The organism is Desulfoluna sp., from assembly GCF_030145185.1.
Taxonomy (GTDB): Bacteria; Desulfobacterota; Desulfobacteria; order Desulfobacterales; family Desulfolunaceae; genus Desulfoluna.
In genome coordinates, this window is sequence record NZ_JAQYWB010000013.1 from 41,411 (window position 1) to 58,268 (window position 16,858).

General features: G+C 50.7%; 11 protein-coding genes and 3 tRNA genes. 3 read left to right on the forward strand and 11 right to left on the reverse strand.

Features of this window, described 5'->3' with window-relative positions:
• Positions 1 to 52: 52 nt before the first annotated feature.
• The 5 genes from Q1Q75_RS05865 to Q1Q75_RS05885 all read right to left on the reverse strand — a co-directional run bounded on the left by Q1Q75_RS05865 (position 53) and on the right by Q1Q75_RS05885 (position 2,231).
• On the reverse strand, positions 53 to 781 hold the full coding sequence (locus Q1Q75_RS05865) for an NYN domain-containing protein (protein ID WP_300668276.1): 729 nt from the start codon (positions 779 to 781) through the stop codon (positions 53 to 55).
• Positions 782 to 852: 71 nt separating this feature from the next.
• Positions 853 to 1,428, reverse strand: coding sequence for a 1-acyl-sn-glycerol-3-phosphate acyltransferase (locus Q1Q75_RS05870; RefSeq protein ID WP_300668277.1), 576 nt, complete (start codon positions 1,426 to 1,428; stop codon positions 853 to 855).
• A gap of 526 nt (positions 1,429 to 1,954) precedes the next feature.
• Positions 1,955 to 2,032 (reverse strand) — tRNA-Glu (locus Q1Q75_RS05875).
• Positions 2,033 to 2,056: 24 nt separating this feature from the next.
• A tRNA-Asp gene (locus Q1Q75_RS05880) sits at positions 2,057 to 2,133 on the reverse strand.
• A gap of 22 nt (positions 2,134 to 2,155) precedes the next feature.
• A tRNA-Phe gene (locus tag Q1Q75_RS05885) sits at positions 2,156 to 2,231 on the reverse strand.
• A 980-nt stretch (positions 2,232 to 3,211) separates the two neighbouring features.
• Here Q1Q75_RS05885 and Q1Q75_RS05890 point away from each other — a divergent pair.
• Positions 3,212 to 4,933, forward strand: a complete 1,722-nt coding sequence (locus Q1Q75_RS05890) for a methyl-accepting chemotaxis protein (protein WP_300668278.1) — start codon at positions 3,212 to 3,214, stop codon at positions 4,931 to 4,933.
• A 160-nt stretch (positions 4,934 to 5,093) separates the two neighbouring features.
• Here Q1Q75_RS05890 and Q1Q75_RS05895 read toward each other — a convergent pair whose 3' ends face one another.
• Positions 5,094 to 5,882: a CoA-transferase subunit beta gene (locus tag Q1Q75_RS05895; RefSeq protein ID WP_300668280.1), complete on the reverse strand. Its 789-nt coding sequence runs from the start codon at positions 5,880 to 5,882 to the stop codon at positions 5,094 to 5,096.
• A gap of 9 nt (positions 5,883 to 5,891) precedes the next feature.
• A complete protein-coding gene (locus Q1Q75_RS05900; protein WP_300668282.1) occupies positions 5,892 to 7,022 on the reverse strand; it encodes a CoA transferase subunit A in 1,131 nt (376 codons plus the stop codon).
• 596 nt (positions 7,023 to 7,618) lie between these two features.
• On the opposite strand from Q1Q75_RS05900, the gene Q1Q75_RS05905 reads away from it, so the two are divergent.
• Positions 7,619 to 8,659: an NADP-dependent oxidoreductase gene (locus Q1Q75_RS05905; protein WP_300668284.1), complete on the forward strand. Its 1,041-nt coding sequence runs from the start codon at positions 7,619 to 7,621 to the stop codon at positions 8,657 to 8,659.
• A 25-nt stretch (positions 8,660 to 8,684) separates the two neighbouring features.
• Positions 8,685 to 9,368 carry a type 1 glutamine amidotransferase domain-containing protein gene (locus Q1Q75_RS05910; RefSeq protein WP_300668286.1) on the forward strand — a complete coding sequence of 228 codons (684 nt, stop codon included), beginning with the start codon at positions 8,685 to 8,687 and terminating at the stop codon, positions 9,366 to 9,368.
• A gap of 499 nt (positions 9,369 to 9,867) precedes the next feature.
• On the opposite strand, the gene Q1Q75_RS05915 is transcribed toward Q1Q75_RS05910, so the two are convergent.
• The 4 genes from Q1Q75_RS05915 to Q1Q75_RS05930 all read right to left on the reverse strand — a co-directional run bounded on the left by Q1Q75_RS05915 (position 9,868) and on the right by Q1Q75_RS05930 (position 16,384).
• A complete protein-coding gene (locus Q1Q75_RS05915) occupies positions 9,868 to 11,046 on the reverse strand; it encodes an MFS transporter (protein WP_300668288.1) in 1,179 nt (392 codons plus the stop codon).
• Between the two features lie 48 nt (positions 11,047 to 11,094).
• Positions 11,095 to 11,748 carry a FadR/GntR family transcriptional regulator gene (locus tag Q1Q75_RS05920; RefSeq protein WP_300668290.1) on the reverse strand — a complete coding sequence of 218 codons (654 nt, stop codon included), beginning with the start codon at positions 11,746 to 11,748 and terminating at the stop codon, positions 11,095 to 11,097.
• Positions 11,749 to 12,813: 1,065 nt separating this feature from the next.
• Complete coding sequence (locus Q1Q75_RS05925) at positions 12,814 to 14,535, reverse strand: DEAD/DEAH box helicase (RefSeq protein WP_300668291.1); 1,722 nt, start codon at positions 14,533 to 14,535, stop codon at positions 12,814 to 12,816.
• 526 nt (positions 14,536 to 15,061) lie between these two features.
• Positions 15,062 to 16,384: a (Fe-S)-binding protein gene (locus Q1Q75_RS05930; RefSeq protein WP_300668293.1), complete on the reverse strand. Its 1,323-nt coding sequence runs from the start codon at positions 16,382 to 16,384 to the stop codon at positions 15,062 to 15,064.
• Between the last annotated feature and the right edge of the window lie 474 nt (positions 16,385 to 16,858).

Below are 16,858 nucleotides of genomic sequence, written 5' to 3' on the forward strand. Positions count from 1 at the left end.
TGGAGGGGCCTGAAACCTTAGCCCGGATATTTCATGAGAAAACAATCAGGGCTCATCCCTCGCAGGAGGTATGCTTTTTTCTGCTGTCTCGCACCTCGAAGTGCATGCCCACATCCCGCTTCAAGTCAAAAAGACCAATGGCGTCAATCAAATCACTGAGTCGCGTATACCCGTAGTTCCTCGGATCAAAGGAGGCGTGGTTGGAGATGTGCGCCCCCACTTTAGACAGCCTCGCCCAGCCATCGTCATTTTCTGTACCGACAATGGCATCCCGCAGAAGGTTCATCAGCTTTGTATCGCCTCTGAGTTCCTTCTTTTTTATCTTCTTGATGCTTTTTGTCTCCTCTTCATCATCCTCATCGAGAAAAAGGAAGGTCGAACACGCATTGACAAAAACCGATGGGGTTTTCCTCTCACCGAAACCGATTACCGACTTTCCGTCAGAAAGAATCCGGGTTGTCAGGGGAGTAAAATCACAGTCAGAGGTGACAATGCAGAAGGTATCCACCTGTTTGGTATAAAGAATGTCCATGGCATCAATGGCCATCGCGATATCGGTGGCGTTCTTGCCCTTGGTCAGGTCATACTGCTGAATCGGCTGAATCGCATGGTCCTGGAGCACGGCTTCCCAACCCTTCAGATAGCTTGATGTCCAATTCCCGTAGGCTCTCCGGATATTCACTTTCCCATGGCGCGCCAACTCAGAAAAAATTTTCTGTATGGATTTTGCCGGGGAATTATCCGCGTCAATCAGCAACGCAATATTCTTTGTCTCAGCCACGTGTCATTCTCCTTTTTATCCCGGTGATACGAGGACCTGAAAGCACTGAAAAATTTCCGAATGGCCCCCTTTCAAAGTGGGGGGTCAACCTCGTCCCCTGACACGACGCAGGGAAAGGCATAACCGGCAGCCGCATAAAGAGTCTGTATTTTTACCAGATCCTCTGCTTTGCTTTCCCCCGGCCAAACCTCTCCAAGCCACCGCGTGGTTTTGCTCTGGCGGTCAATATACCAGCAGACAATAGACACATCCGCTGATTTGGCGATGTGCCAGAATCCTGTTTTGATCGTTGTCACTTTCTGGCGAGTCCCCTCCGGAACAATGGCCAGAATAAACTGGTCCCTTTCGGTGAAGATATTCACCATCTGCTCCACCACCCCCTGGGGTGAACTGCGATTCACAGAGACCCCTCCGGCCAAGCGTAAAATAAAGGACATGGGCCAGAAAAACCACTCTTTCTTTATCATAATATGCCCGGTTATTTTCGCGATTTTAAATCCAAAAAACGCCAGGACAGTATCCATATTGGAGGTATGGGGGAATCCGATAATCACATGCTTTTCAGACACATACTCAGGGAGCGGTTCAAAACGCCACCCCATTAAAAAGTAACACAACCGGCCGATAAGGCTCAGCAACTCGTCCATTTTTTCTCCCGAATGGTTATCAAGGTCTCTATACGGCAATGGCATGGTGAGAACTGCCCGATTTCAGGCCTTCGCGTTCAAAGGAGGCAGTCTCCCGGGACCTCAGTCTGACAATCAACGACAAGCTCAAAGGAATCCAGAAAAAAGAGAAAACAAAGAGCAATAGACACAGAGAATGTACGTACGAGGTACCGCTCTTCCTGCCCGTCTACTCAATGCGACAGCCGACCCGTCATGTCAACAGTTGAAAGCAGTAACCTGTTATTAGCAAATCAGAAATAGATAGTACAGCGCTTAGTCAGTAAAAAAAATCACCGCAGGCGTACAGCCCACAGACAGGGTCCGAGGCACAAAAAAACGATGAGATTTCAAAGACTGAATGGGCTGTCAGTTGAGGAAAATACCTGTCGGGATGCCTCATACCAACAGAAGACAATCACCCGAAACTCATCAAAATAGACAACTTATCTATACCGATAAAAAGATATTTTATGAAAGGGATTTTAAACAGGAAGGAAAGAAAAATTGGCGTCCCCAAGGGGATTTGAACCCCTGTCGCCGGCGTGAAAGGCCGGTGTCCTGGACCAGGCTAGACGATGGGGACGCAATCTTTTCTTTTTCAGGTTTATGGCGGGAGTGACGAGACTCGAACTCGCGACCTCCAGCGTGACAGGCTGGCGTTCTAACCAACTGAACTACACCCCCTTAAACCTAAAAATTTGTCAGGTGGTGCCCAGGGGCGGAATCGAACCACCGACACGGGGATTTTCAGTCCCCTGCTCTACCGACTGAGCTACCTGGGCTCACCAAACGAGAACAGTTTTTAAAGAAATTTTCCGTTGGTGTCAACCAAAAATTGCATAAGCTGAAAAGAGATTTTCAAATGGGGACAGATTGGCTTGGTGGCTTATCATTAGAAGCAAACAAAATACGCAAACAAAAATCACGGGTAACCTCGAATGAATTCGGGCCGTCCGTGCCCCTGCGCCGGGAAGCAGGGCACGCACACGCCCCTCCCCCCCCCCTATTCACCGCGTAGCCGACTTTTCCAGGCATCGCTAAGCACAAAGACGGATCACTTGTCGCACCGGAACCCATCGACCTCATTGAGCCGTCAGAGTGCATGAGGCAGACGGCTCACGCCGGAGGCTTTTGCGTAGGCGGACTTGTCACGCCGGAGGCTTTTGCGTAGGCGGAATCACAGCGGCATTATGATGAATATATCTGCACTCATTTTTGCCTTAGCCCGGATATTTCACGAGTCGAGTGCACCCATATTCAAGGCATCAGAGCTGCAGATGTAGTGGTTTACCTCAAAGCTCTGATAACGCTGAAGATGGGTGCACTCGGCTCGCCCGAAGGGTGAGAAAATCAAACAGAATACCGTGGATTACATTTTGCATTTTTAGAACAGCTGAAAATATTACTGCAAAGAACTGTCATTACGAATGATTCATTAGTCCTGATTGTTTCTCATGAAATATCCGGGTTAGCATTTACCTCTAAGTCTAAATGTTACCTCAAGAGGAATACACAGGCATTCATATCCAAGGTTATATAAGTGCCTTAAATAAATAGCTTGATATTTACCTAAATATAAACGCTATTGTTCCGATATATAAATCACTGTTTTTATATTTATTAAGTAAAAAAATTTATTGTGTATGTGAACGGCGTTACCGAGGAGAAATCCAATTCACAAGCCCGATAAAATTACCCGATGGACAATCGTCAAAGCCACCGCAAAAGCGAGGGAAACTCTAAGAAAATAAGGAGGGACATATTGAAAAAACTATCCATTAAAAAAAGGATCTTTGTGATCATTGGAATGGTCTTTCTTTTCTTTATCGGCATGCTGCTCGCATCCTTCAAGATCGGCAACCTGGCGAGAGACGCTGGCATTCAAGAAGCTGAGAAAGTGATGTTTCAAGGACAGCAGAACAAGCTTAAGGTCGCGGCACATTCTGTGGGGATTCTTCTCGGAAAAGCCCTTGAGGGCAAAGAGGCTGCCGATGAGATTCAAGCCACCGTTGAAGAGCTGATCACCCCCATACGATATGAAGAGGACAACTCGGGTTATTTCTTTGTCTATAACAAATACCGGGTCGTATGCAACGCCGCCAATCTCTCCCTGGCCGGCCAGAACAGAGAAGAGACAAAGGACGTCAACGGGGTGTATTATATCAAAGCGCTCCAGAAAGCGGCCAGTACCGGAGGTGGCTTTGTCCAATACAGCTTCAAGAAACCCGGAAAAGGGACGCAGCCAAAGCTGGCCTATGCCGAGATGATCCCCGGCACCTCTCTCTGGGTGACAACCGCGGCCTACATCGACAATATCGAAGCTCAAAAAGCCACCATTGCAAAGGTCATCTCAACCGAAGTGTCCCAGGGGATAACCCTCATCGCCGGGATAGCGGGCGGATTCTTTTTTTTAATTATTCTTCCCGTCACGCTTCTCATGGCCTTTGCCATTACTCAATCTTTATCCCACGCCATCCATGGGCTAAAAAACATAGCCGAAGGTGAAGGGGATCTGACCACCCGCCTTTTAATTACCAGCGAGGATGAAACCGGAGAGCTGGCCCGCTGGATCAACGCCTTCATCGAACACCTGCAGTCCATTGTCCGCGACGTGGCCGAAAACGCTGTCGGCCTCAACACCGCATCCACAGATCTCACTGCGGTGGCGGCTCAACTCTCGCAAGGGGCGGAACAGGCCTCAGTCAAAACGGACAACGCGAGCGCCGCGACAGAAGCCATGAACGCCAGGATGACCTCGGTGGCCGCCGCAAGCGAGCAAGCGACCGCCAACGTAGGCATGGTGGCGGCCGCCTCTGAAGAGATGAGCATGACGGTCCAGGAAATTGCTGCCAACTCTGAAAAAGCCAGCGGCATCACCCAAAATGCGGTAAACAAAGTGCAGACCGCCAGGGAAAAAGTGGATCTCCTCGGAGGAGCCGCCATCGAGATCAGCAAAGTCACGGAAGTGATCACCGAGATCTCCGAGCAGACCAACCTCCTGGCCCTGAATGCAACCATTGAGGCGGCACGGGCAGGCGATGCAGGCAAAGGATTCGGTGTCGTCGCCAATGAGATCAAAGCCCTGGCCACCCAAACATCCGATGCCACCCAGGCGATCAAGCGTCAGGTGGAAGGCATTCAAGGCTCCACCCGAGAGACCGTTACAGAAATCCGCGCCATCTCTGAAGTGATTATCGAAGTCAATGATATCGTCACCGCCATTGCCGCTTCGGTGGAAGAGCAGGCAGTCACCACGCAGGAGATCTCGGAAAACGTTGCCCAGGCAGCCCGGGGACTCGAAGAGGTGAACACCAACGTGGCGGAGACAGCCCGCGCCTCCGATGAGATCGCCCGGGAAATCGAGATGGTGCATGACGGCAGCGTTTGCATCGCATCCGGCAGCACCCAGGTAAACCACCACGCACAAGAGCTGGCCCACCTATCTGAAGCCCTGAATTCAAAGGTCTCGCGATTTAAAGTGTAGAGACAAGACAGACGAATTGCCTTCGGCCAGGGGCGAAAGCCCAAGACCGAAGCGCTTCCCAGAAAAGTGTCTGCCGCTGTGATGCCTCCGTTGGTTTCGGGGTAAATCACAGCGGCAGGGTCTGACAACGCGGGTATTTATAGCCTGCGGGAGGCCTGGGTCAACACCCGGGCAGTGAGGTAAAGACACCCCTCGGGTCCACCTCTTCTCTTAAGATCTGAATGATATCCGGCGTCGGCAGCGGTGTGACCGGGATCTCTCCTTCGGGTTTTTGGAGTTCAAAGCCGGTGGCCATCTGCGCAAGCTCCGGCGAGACGCCGGGATGCAGCGTCTTTATTCTCATCTTCTTGCTTTCAGGCTCAAAGTCATAGGTACCGGCCGAGGTGATGACCGATAGCGGCCCGCCCCCCACCAGACCGGCGTCCTTGCGGGCGTCTCCCCCCGTTAAAAATCCGGGCGAGGTGATGAAATCGACCTTCTCAACAAACTTTTGCGGACTCTGCAAGCCGACCAGCACCAGATGTTTGGCCAGTGAGGAGAGGTCATTGTTACCCCCTGAGCCGGTCAGTCGGTTCTTATAGTTATGAAAATCCCCGCCAATCATATGCGTATTGACATTTCCGTACTGATCGATCTGCGCGAAGCCTAAAAAGGCCTTATCCACATACCCGTTGTACATCTGACCGAACGAATAGGCCATTTCGAGAATCAACGGCGATTTTCGCCATGTCGCAGGCCCACCCACCGACCAGGGCATGTCCCCCTGGATCGGATTCTGCGCGCCGGACTCGTACACCATGGTGACATTGGGGGCGTGTGTTTTTTTTGCCAGGATCCCTGCAACCATGGGAAGGCCGGTTCCGATATAAATAACTTCTCCGTCGACAATCTGAAGAGAAAGGACATAGGCTATCATTTCCAGGGGATTGGCTGGTTTTATATCCGTCATGATTTCCTCCTAATAGATGGGCTTGAATTGATCGGTCACGTCTTCAGGATTCGGATCCTCCCGTGTCCATTCCGTGTAGTTGAAGTCTACGCCCTCATCTTCATTGTCATACTCCTCGGCCCGGGTTAACCGCTTCGCGTTTACCATCCATTTTGATCCACCCAGAAGTTTGTCAATGATATCGTACTGATCTTTGCATCCGAGGATAAACGTTTCATAGAAGTCGTCAATCATGTCTTCATTATAGGCCCAATGCCTCAAAATTTTTTCCCACATACGCCTTGGCCAGTAGTAGAGCCCCGGCATATGCCCCAGCAACGCGCCATACGGGAGTTCAACCACCGCATCCACGTAAACGAAAGGAATGACAACCCCTTTATTGTCGTTTCTCAAGGCGTCCGGGGGAACGATTTCTTCCGCCGTGATGATCACTTTCCGTGCGGCGGATGCGATGGCGACATCATTGATAACGGGGCCGTAGATTTTGGCGTTCCCGAACTTGTCCGCCTGATGCACGTGAATCACCGTCACATCGGGATACAGCGCTGGAATAAACACGCACGGGTCTTTTTCGGTCTTGACAGGGTTGTCCACCGACCTCACAAAAGGATTGTATTTGATGATATCCGAGCCGAGAAGCTGTTTGGAATACATTCCGGGAACGCCCAGCTGGGCCGCCTTGAAGCCCTGGGCCATGGACCCGTGACTCCATTCTGACAAAATTTTTGTCTTGCCCGCCTTCACGCATCGTGACATCTGGCGGTCGGTTCCCCGCATCTCAGCACCGCAGTAGGACCAGTGTGAATGTGTAACGGTACCAAACGGGATCATGTAACTCTGGTTGGTCGCGGGAGATCCGATATTCTGCAGTCCCTTGATTCCTTGACGGATGATCTCAAAGTAGGCCACAATCGGGGTTCGTACATAGGCAAAACCCGTGTCGGTCAAGATGTCCCCATCTTTTACATATTCGCCAATCGCCTCCTTAAGAGAAAGCCTCTTGTCGATGGCCGCATGGCTCTTGTTCGCATGCGCTTCTCTGGCAGACTCGTAATCGAGCAGCCGGTCCAAAAGGTGGGTTTCTTCTTCGGCAATACGAAGATTCTCAAGCACATCTTTATCGTAACTGAATTTTCCCATCACTCTCTCCCTTCATGGTCTATGACAAGGATTGGATCATTTCCGAGCGAATATCAAACAGCTGTCTATACAGCGTTCATTATAGAAAGAGTCATTCGAGGAAGTAAATAATATTTCGCATATTTACTTCATAATCACGCCAAATAATGCTTATTTTTTGATACAAAGAGGAAATATCAGTCATATAGTACTTTTTTAAGGATAAAACCAAGGTATCTTCCCAGTTCAAATCATAGCAAAACAGGTATCCCTGGGTTCCGGTTCAAAACAGGACGAGCCCCCACAAGAGGCGAAAAAACAAAAACACGACCCGCCCCATGCCATGCTTCGGAGCCTTCACTTCATTGAAAGACAATGTTCTCTATAAAGTCAAAATGCAGCCGATGTCAGACAAAAGATAAAAACCAAGAACAATGGCCACAAAGCAGACAGTGACACCCATGCACAGGAAGAGCTCTGCATCGAAGGGCACGGGTGTCCGTTTTATCTTTCTAAAGCAATGGAACTGAGAACAGGAATCACCGGGACCAAACGCCCCTTTAACGGGAACACAACTGTCGATTCTGGCAAGACGAAAAAAAGAAAAGGAGTCAACCATGCATCAAAGCAGAGAAACCAACCGTTCCATCGTGCTCGCATCGCGCCCCCACGGCGCCCCCTCTTCCAAAAATTTTCGTATGGAGAACACGCCGGTGCCCAAGCCTGCGGAAGGTGAAGTACTGCTCCGCACCGAGTATCTCTCCCTTGACCCATATATGCGGGGCCGAATGAGTGATGCGCCTTCCTATACAGACCCTGTGACGATTGACCACGTGATGGTGGGTTCAACTATTTCTCAAGTGGAAACTTCCCGACACCCTGATTACACTGTAGGCGAGTGGGTCCTCGCCTACAGTGGCTGGCAGGATTATGCCCTGTCAGAGGGGTCCGACCTCACCCGATTAGGGAAAGCCCCCAAAAATCCCTCCTACGCCCTGGGGATCTTGGGCATGCCTGGCTTTACGGCCTATATGGGGTTATTGGACATTGGCCAGCCCAAAGAAGGCGAGACCCTGGTTGTCGCGGCGGCCACAGGCCCTGTGGGTGCCACCGTCGGGCAGATAGGGAAATTGAAAGGCTGTCGTATTGTCGGCATTGCGGGCGGTAACGAAAAATGCAGGCACGCAACAGAGGTGCTTGGCTTTGATGCATGCCTGGATCACAAATCGTCAGATTTTGCCCGGCAACTGAGCCAGGCTTGCCCCGGGGGAATTGACATCTATTTCGAGAGCGTCGGGGGACACGTATTCGATGCGGTCTTGCCCCTGCTCAATACAAAGGCCAGAATTCCGGTGTGCGGGCTTATCTCCCAGTACAATGCGACACAGCTTCCTGACGGTCCGGATCGCCTGTCCCTTCTTATGGGCACCATTTTAATCAAAAGATTGACCGTCCGGGGGTTCATTATTTTTGACGATTATGGCCACCGCTACGGCGAATTTGCACAGGCGATGTCCCAATGGCTGAGCAGAGGGCAAATAACATACCGAGAGCATCTCATCAATGGATTAGAGAATGCACCGGATGCCTTTATCGGCATGCTGGAGGGGCAGAACTTCGGGAAATTGGTCATCCGGGTAAATGACACACACGAATGAAACGTTTTAAAAAAAGGAGCACCCGATGAAACTACTGATGGTACTGACATCCCACGACAAATTAGGGAACACGGGGCTGAAAACCGGTTTCTGGCTGGAAGAATTCGCCTCCCCCTATTACGTCTTTAAAGACCAGAACATGGAGGTCACTCTGGCGTCGCCCAAAGGAGGACAGCCTCCATTGGACCCCAAAAGCGACGAGCCTGACTTTCAGACGGAGGCAACAGAGCGGTTTCAAACTGACGCAGAGGCCCAAAGACAACTCGCCCACACGCTCCGTTTAGACTCCCTGAACCCGTCCGATTTCGATGCCGTTTTCTATCCTGGAGGACACGGCCCTCTCTGGGATCTTGCCGAAGACAAGACCTCCATTTCACTTCTGGAAACCTTTTTCCAGCATGGAAAACCCATGGGACTGGTTTGTCATGCACCCGGAGTCCTGCGCCACACGAAACGTGAGGATGGTGAACCTCTGGTAAAAGGCAAAAGAGTCACCGGCTTCAGCAACTCTGAAGAAGAAGCGGTCGAACTAACAGAGGTCGTCCCTTTTTTACTTGAAGACATGCTCACATCGAGCCAGGGCCTTTATCACAAGGGCGCTGACTGGGAAAGCCATGTCGAAATTGATGGAAATCTGCTCACCGGCCAGAATCCTGCCTCCTCAAAAGCCGTTGCGCTTGACATGGTGAAGATGCTTCTCAAGAAGTAAGGGTCTGGGCAAAAATAAAACAGACAAAAAAACGATGCCTCCGGCGCAAGGTGACGCCACCTTGAAAGCGGGTTTGCGAATGCGCTTCGGAAGTCGTAACTCCAGGCTGAAATACGTCCGCATTCGCGTGAAGTGTAAGGAAACGCACCGTGCGTCGCAAGGGCATGAGCTGTAGATGGGCAGAATCCCACTCAGCCGTTGACTTTAACCGGAATAACTCCGGCGGCAAGGTGATGCCACCTTCAAAGCGGGTTATGCCGTTTTACAGTCCGAGACTTGCCTTCTTTTGTATCGCCAAGTGACCGGGGATCCATGCTTGGAGTTCCATGCTTGGAGTTCCATGTCCTCCTGTATCATAACCGACAGGGGGAACTCACAGTTTTTACGAGTTTACCCAAAACAATGAGAAAGACGGCTTCATTCCCCTGTCACGGCGTAACCGGCTTTTCAGGCGTAGCATGCGGCTGCGCCGTGAAACGACAAAACGACCCCGTCTCCGTTAAGCATCTGTCACGTTATTTGCCCCTGCTTTTAACCCGAAAATTGCCAATAATATCAGGACAACGACGAGCATCATGACCGGCACATCCCAGGATTGCGTTGAATCGTACATAAAGCCTAGCAGGAACGGACCGGCAGCTGCGAAAAAATAGCCAAAAGATTGTGACATCCCGGAAAGCTCGGTTGTCTTTTTCGCGTTCGGGGTACGTAAGGAGATAAAGGCAATCGCTAAACTGATACTGCCCCCCATGCCTATCCCCATCAACACTACAGACAATAAAATGATTGCTTGTGATTCAGTAAAATAAAGCAGAAGGATGCCCGAAAGATAGATTCCAATTTTAAGGGTGGTAAGCTTTCGTTGATCATCCCGCCTGCCGGCAAGAACGGGGATAATCAACGTCGCAGGAATGGCCATCAGCTGATAAATAAGGCACATCAATCCTGCAAACTCAACCCCCATTCCTTTGGCTGTAATCATGGAAGGCAACCAGGCTGAAAGAGAATAAAAAACCAGGGATTGAGCACCCATAAACAGCGTCACCCACCATGCCAGGGGGCACTTCCAAATTGATTTTTCATTGATGCCGAAAAGTTCGGTGTTTTTTGTCGCTTCTTTGAAAGGTTGAACCGGTTTGTCTTTGGTTAAATAAAAAAACATGGCAGCTAACGTGATAACGGCCAGAGCACTCCATATGACTAACGTGCCTCTCCAGTCAAAATCACATTGTAAGATGAGAGGGGCACTGACTCCGGCTCCAATCGCCGCAGAAAGGCACATGCTTGTGGCATAAATACTTGTTACAGGGCCAATTTTATGGTTAAATTTTTGTTTTATTAAACTTGGAATCAACACATTGCCTACGGCAATTCCAATACCTAAAATTCCCGTGCCTAAAAACAATCCGTACAAGCCGGTATAGGAACGAATCACTTCGCCTGTCAATATAAAGGCAAGGCCTGCGATAAGGGTGCGTATAGATCCGAATTTAGAGCTTATTTTAGAAATAAAAAGAGAAATAACACCAAACACAATCAATGGTAAGGTTGTCATAAATCCAGCCAGACTGCTATTCAATAAAAACTCGTTTTGAATAAAATGAATGATGGGCCCCACCGAGGTGAGGGGTGCTCGCAGGTTAAATGAAACCAACACAATGATGATAACTAACAGCAACTGATTACTCGTTTTCCTTTTGATACTCAAAACCTCATACCTTCCCAGCTAACTCTTCAATATCGCGATAATAATACATTCCGCTTTTTCTACGTTTTTTTGACAGATGGCTTCATATAAATCTATATGTAATTGATTCAGCATTCCCCCTGTGGTTTCTTTTCCGGTTATTCGTTTTTCCACCGACTTGCAAATAAAGGTAGAAATTGAACTGTAGAGGTCGTAAAAAATGGAATTGTGTGACGCCCTGGCAATAGCCAAGTGGAATTCCATATCCCATTGACTGTTTTCAATGACAGAATCGTTTTTTGAATTTCTATATTCCAATGCATTTCTGATCATTTCTAAGTCATTATCAGTTCTCCTTGCTGCTGCAAACTTGACAATCTCTTTTTCCAAGGAGAGACGAACTTCTTGCACCTCATCCATGGATTCATAAAAGCGATGGACCATATTGGCTTCGAATCTGCCAGATAACATGACATAGGTGCCATCTCCCTGGCGAGATTCGAGGACCCCTGCCTGGATTAACGATTGAATGGCTTCACGAACCGTATTTCGGCTCACGCCAAAAAGCGCGACAAGTTCCGGTTCAGAGGGCAATTTATCGCCAACACTGAGTTCCCCCCTTTTAATCGACCGTTCGATCTCATTCGAAATTTGTTTTGGCAACGACAATTTAATCAGTTTTATTTTGTCCATGGTGGCTACCTCCTCTCTTTGGGTCATCCAGTCATCGGACAAGTTCTATACTTTCTCGGATAAAAATCAAGCCCTATTATTTTGAGTGTTTTAAGGTTTTGAGAGGACGTTTTGAGGGGACAGGCGACATGCGTCTATGGTGAATCTCATATCATGAGAGTTTCTTCTTGCGTCGTTCCAGTACAAAAAAAGGGTTAGCCCGGATATTTCATGAGAAAACAATCAGGACTAAGGAATAATTCATAATTACAGTCCTTTGCAGTAATGTTTTTAGCCGTTTCAAAAATGCAAAATGTAATCCACGGTCTTCTGTCTGATTCTCTCACCCTTCGGGCGAGCCGGGTGCACTCATCTGCCGCGTTATCAGAACTTTGAGGTAAACCGCTACATCTTCAGCTCTGATGCCTTGCATATGAGCGCACTCAACTCGTGAAATATTCGGGTTAGAACCCCTGACGTAATGGATAATAGGAATTTAAGGCCCGAACAGGCCGATGCAGGCACAGCCCTTCCAACGGCCATGACGGAGGACAAAAGATAAATCGTGTGCCCTCACGACAACAGGAATGGGTGCTGAATTCGTCTTGAGCGTTTGCAGGTTATTAACTTCGGTTGCGGACTTTATCTGGTGCAGAGACATGAAACCGCCAGACCTCTCTCAGCCGTTTCATGGAGTACATGCCATCCAGCCCTTTGATCTGGCGAGGGATTCGTTCCCGACGCCCATAAACAAACCGTCAAAGAGTTCATCGGTTCCGATGACAAAGACATTGGGACCGATGACAAAGACATTGGGACCGATGATTCCCGAGTCGATAAAATACCGGGCCAGGCTCTAAACAAAATACCGGGCCAGGCTCTAAACGGCCAAATGCGATTCAGCTCAAAATTTTCCCCTTTTCTGAGGGCCGACGGAGGCACAAGCTGGATCGTTGCACAAAAAAAACGGGCGCAATTCTTTTGAATCACACCCGTCCGTATTTTTCAGCCCTGCCTGCAAGGTATCTCCACTACAAAGGCTTCGCCATCCTTGCCGCGGAGACTTTTTTCTATGCGAATGTCCCCCTATCGTCTTCCCCTGGGCTTGCCCGATTTTGCCCCCTGAGAGGAGCGCGCTCCTGGCCGTGAGGATTTTTTCCCCGCCGAATCGTTTCGTTTGCCGCCGCCTGACTTGGGACCTTGGGAAGATCGCCCCCAGGGCCGTGAGGCGTTTTCTCCCGTCGAATCGTTTCTTCTGCCGCCACCCGCTTTGGGGCCTTGGGAAGATCTCGACCCGGACCGTGAGGCGTTTTCCCCCGCCGAATCGTTTCTTCTGCCGCCGCCCGCTTTGGGGCCTTGGGAAGATCTCGACCCGGACCGTGAGGCGTTTTCCCCCGCCGAATCGTTTCTTCTGCCGCCACCCGCTTTGGGGCCTTGGGAAGATCTCGACCCGGACCGTGAGGATTTTTCCCCTGCCGAGTCGTTTCTTCTGTCGCTGTCGAAGCTGGATTTTGCTTTTGACCGATCGCCTTTTGATGCGCCACCCGATTTTGACTTGCGGGCTTTGGCCTCCTGCTTTGCGGTAATTCGGGTATCGACGATATTTTTTAAGTCTTTGTCCACTTTTTTATTATTGCGGGTGCTGGTGGGACGATAGAGGACAAAGTCCGGGACCTCGTGTCCCTGGGTAAAGCCGGTAACCTTCTCCACAGGAATCTTCTGTTTCAGGAGAGCCTCAATGGCCTCAAAATGGTCCATCTCTTCGGCGCCCACCAAGGTAATCGCCACCCCCCGATCCCCGGCGCGGCCGGTGCGGCCGATGCGATGCACATAATCTTCGGGCATGGTGGGAACGTCATAGTTGACCACATAGGGCAGCTGACTGATATCCAGACCTCGGGCGGCGACATCCGTGGCCACAAGAACCCCGATCTCACCGTCCTTGAACTCTTGCAGGGTGCGGGAGCGAACGGACTGGCTCATGTTGCCGTGAAGGGCGGCAGACGAGATCCCGTGGTCAATGAGTCTCTCTCGGAGCTTATTGGCACCGTGTTTGGTGCGGCAGAAAACCAACACCCGGGACCAGCGTCCCCGGGTAATCAAATGGACCAGGAGAGAGCGTTTGTTTGATTTCTCCACCATGTGCACCTTCTGGTCCACCGACTCTGCCGCGGTGTTTTGAGGGGTCACCTCGATAAACGCCGGGTCCTGGAGCATTTTTCCCGCAAGTTCCCGGATTTCCGGGGTGTAGGTAGCGGAAAAGAGCATGGTCCGGCGCTCCTGGGGCATAATCGAGATGATCTCGGAGATTTCATTGCTGAAGCCTAAATCCAGCATGCGGTCGGCCTCATCAAACACAAGGAACTCGATGCTGGAGAGTTTCAAATGCCGGTGCATGGCCAGGTCAATCAGGCGTCCCGGCGTGGCCACGAGGATATCCACGCCACGCTTCAGACGATCAATCTGAGGGTGGATGCCCACCCCTCCGTGTACCACAGTGCAGCGCAGGGAAGCCCGCCTTGCATAGCCTTTAATGCTCTCTCCCACCTGCAGGGCCAGCTCCCGCGTGGGGGCCAGCACCAAGGCACGAGGATGCCGTCCGTTGCCTTTTTGGCGGCTCAGAATTTCCACGAGGGGCAAGGCAAAAGCATCCGTTTTGCCTGTCCCGGTCTGGGCCCGGGCCAGGATATCCTGCCCTCCCAATATCACGGGAATGGCCCTTTCCTGGATCGGGGTGGGGGCGTCGTACCCCTTGGACTTAATGGCTTTCAGCAGTTCAGCCCGAAGGCCCAGTTGATCAAATGACATAAATTTTCCCTGACTATGCGTTCACATTTCACGTTTATTTCTAAACACGAAAACAATTGATATTCATAAAAAAAATGGCCTCCGGCGGCAAGGGTGACAAAGCCACTGCAGCGAGAACACCTTAAAAGCGGGCTGATCCTCAGATTTGATGTCCGAAGCTCACCCCGCATGCCACCGCATCAGGACATATAGTATAATTCCATAAGGATGTCCCTGTATTTTCGAACCTTACTGCGGAACACCCTTAAAAGGCCCTGCCGGCAACGGCTGTTTTCTCGCTTACAGGCTCTGATTAGGCGCTGCGGACCCAAGGCACCGCCTAATTCACTATGACACGCAGCGACAGGGAAAGTCCGGCTGCGCCCTTGGCTTTGTGGCATCAAACGGGCGATGATACCGGGTACGATGCGACAAACAAGGCCGGGAGGTATTGTATCGCATCACGACCTGCCGGATCTCTTCGACACCGGAGATCGTGGGAAACAGAATCCTCGTTTTCCCGAAGGCCGAGACCCGAACCAGGGACTCACTCCTCATTTGATTCGGGGAGATTCACCTCCTGGAGGTCCTCTCCGAGATGAATCCGTTCACTGCTTCCAAGCACGCCAAGGGCCAGAGCCAGAATAGTCCAGGCATGAACGGCATGATACCCACCCCCGAAATGGTCTCCCAACTCGTGAATCTGGGCATGGCAGTTGTGGCAGCCGGTGACGCAGTAAGTCGCCCGCGTTCTTTTAATCTGCTCATCCTTGATCTTCCCGTACTGGAGCCGCTTCTCCTTGTAACCGGATTGCAGAAACCCTCCCCCGCCACCGCAGCAAAAGTTATTGGATTTATTCGGCGACATATCCACGAAGTTGGCTTCCCCCACGCAGGCTTTAACCACAAGCCGCATATCGTCAGCGGCTGGATCCCCAAAGGATTTTCGGACAATCTGGCAGGGATCCTGGACGGTAAATTTAACCTGCAGTTCGTCATTCCAGCTGGAGTCCGGCTTGAGCCGTCCTTCACGGATCCATCGGGCATAGAGGGTATACATGGTCTCTACTTTAAAGTTGTGGGGAATTTTGAATTTATCCAGTCCTACCAGGACTGCAAAGGTGATGTGCCCTCATTCGGTATTTAAAAAAGTGGTACAGCCCAACTCCTCACACTTTCTTGCGCTCCGTTCGGTAAGCTCTTTCCACCCGTCGTCATCGGCCATGAACATGCAGTAATTTTCTGCGGCCCAGCCTTCGCTTCCATAGGTCCAATCCACCCCGGCGAGGTTGAGAATTTTCCACAGCGGACCCATCTCCTCGGGCTCGATCATCGGTTCCCGGGAGTTCTGGTTGATAAAATATTCAGCGCCCTTCTTGTCGATGGGGGCCTGAAGGTCCCGCTCTTGCCAGAGGGGGTACTCTTCCTTGATCTCTTCGAGAATATCTTCCACCACAAATTGAAAATCTTCCTGGCTGCAGCCCATGGCGCTGTTGGTGGGTTTTTCCAGAGCCATATTGCAGGACCCCAGGATTCCCTTGGGCATCTCGTCCCGGGAGCGCAGCCTGCGAGCATTGAAGACAAGCTGCGGGATATTGATTTTCATGGGGCAGGCATGCACGCAGCGGGTGCACATGGTGCAGAACCAGGGCCAACGGCTTTTCTTGATCTCCTCGTCCATGCCAAGGGCCGCCATGCGGAGAAATTTTCGCGGGTCCATGTCATCCAGGCCGGTGGCCGGACACCCGGAGGCGCACACCCCGCATGTGAGGCAGTCGTTAAGATTCCCGCCATCCGGAAGAAGCTTCATGACCATGTCTTTAAAAGGGCTGCGGCCTCCACCCTTGAGTTTAATCGGCTTATCGCTCATGAAATCATCTCCTCTTCTTCTTAGGGCTTTCAGGGGGTGTTAAGGGGAGGGGCTGACAAGGTGATCTCCTCGCAGATGAAACAGCAGAAGAGGACACGAGACTCAGAACATAGAACAAAACAGGAAAGAGGAGCCGCAATCCATGGCACCGGGCAAAGAAAAAAACGGATCGCTGACGAAATGGCTTGAAGAGGTGTTTGCGCTACCGGGTGAGAGCCCCCACATGAAAAATGAAAAAAATATAGTTCAATTCTACCAAACCCACCACCCCATGTAAACGCATAAGACTTCAGCATTTTATCGGTGCCAGGTTTTTAATGTACGTTTAAATAGAATTCCCATTTCGAAGATGAAATCACCTATTTTTCACCCGCCAAGCCACACAAATCTCACGCACCCGGTATTGGAATCGGCCTTAAATGAATCGACAGCCACAGGGGAACCCTAAAAAAAACGCACCCCACCACCACAGCT

Bases quoted from the DNA above. Each gene is read 5' to 3' on its own strand.
- Q1Q75_RS05870 (WP_300668277.1), bottom strand. From the start codon at position 1,428: ATGGACGAGTTGCTGAGCCTTATCGGCCGGTTGTGTTACTTTTTAATG.
- Q1Q75_RS05895 (WP_300668280.1), bottom strand. From the start codon at position 5,882: ATGACGGATATAAAACCAGCCAATCCCCTGGAAATGATAGCCTATGTC.
- Q1Q75_RS05900 (WP_300668282.1), bottom strand. From the start codon at position 7,022: ATGGGAAAATTCAGTTACGATAAAGATGTGCTTGAGAATCTTCGTATT.
- Q1Q75_RS05905 (WP_300668284.1), top strand. From the start codon at position 7,619: ATGCATCAAAGCAGAGAAACCAACCGTTCCATCGTGCTCGCATCGCGC.
- Q1Q75_RS05910 (WP_300668286.1), top strand. From the start codon at position 8,685: ATGAAACTACTGATGGTACTGACATCCCACGACAAATTAGGGAACACG.
- Q1Q75_RS05920 (WP_300668290.1), bottom strand. From the start codon at position 11,748: ATGGACAAAATAAAACTGATTAAATTGTCGTTGCCAAAACAAATTTCG.
- Q1Q75_RS05925 (WP_300668291.1), bottom strand. From the start codon at position 14,535: ATGTCATTTGATCAACTGGGCCTTCGGGCTGAACTGCTGAAAGCCATT.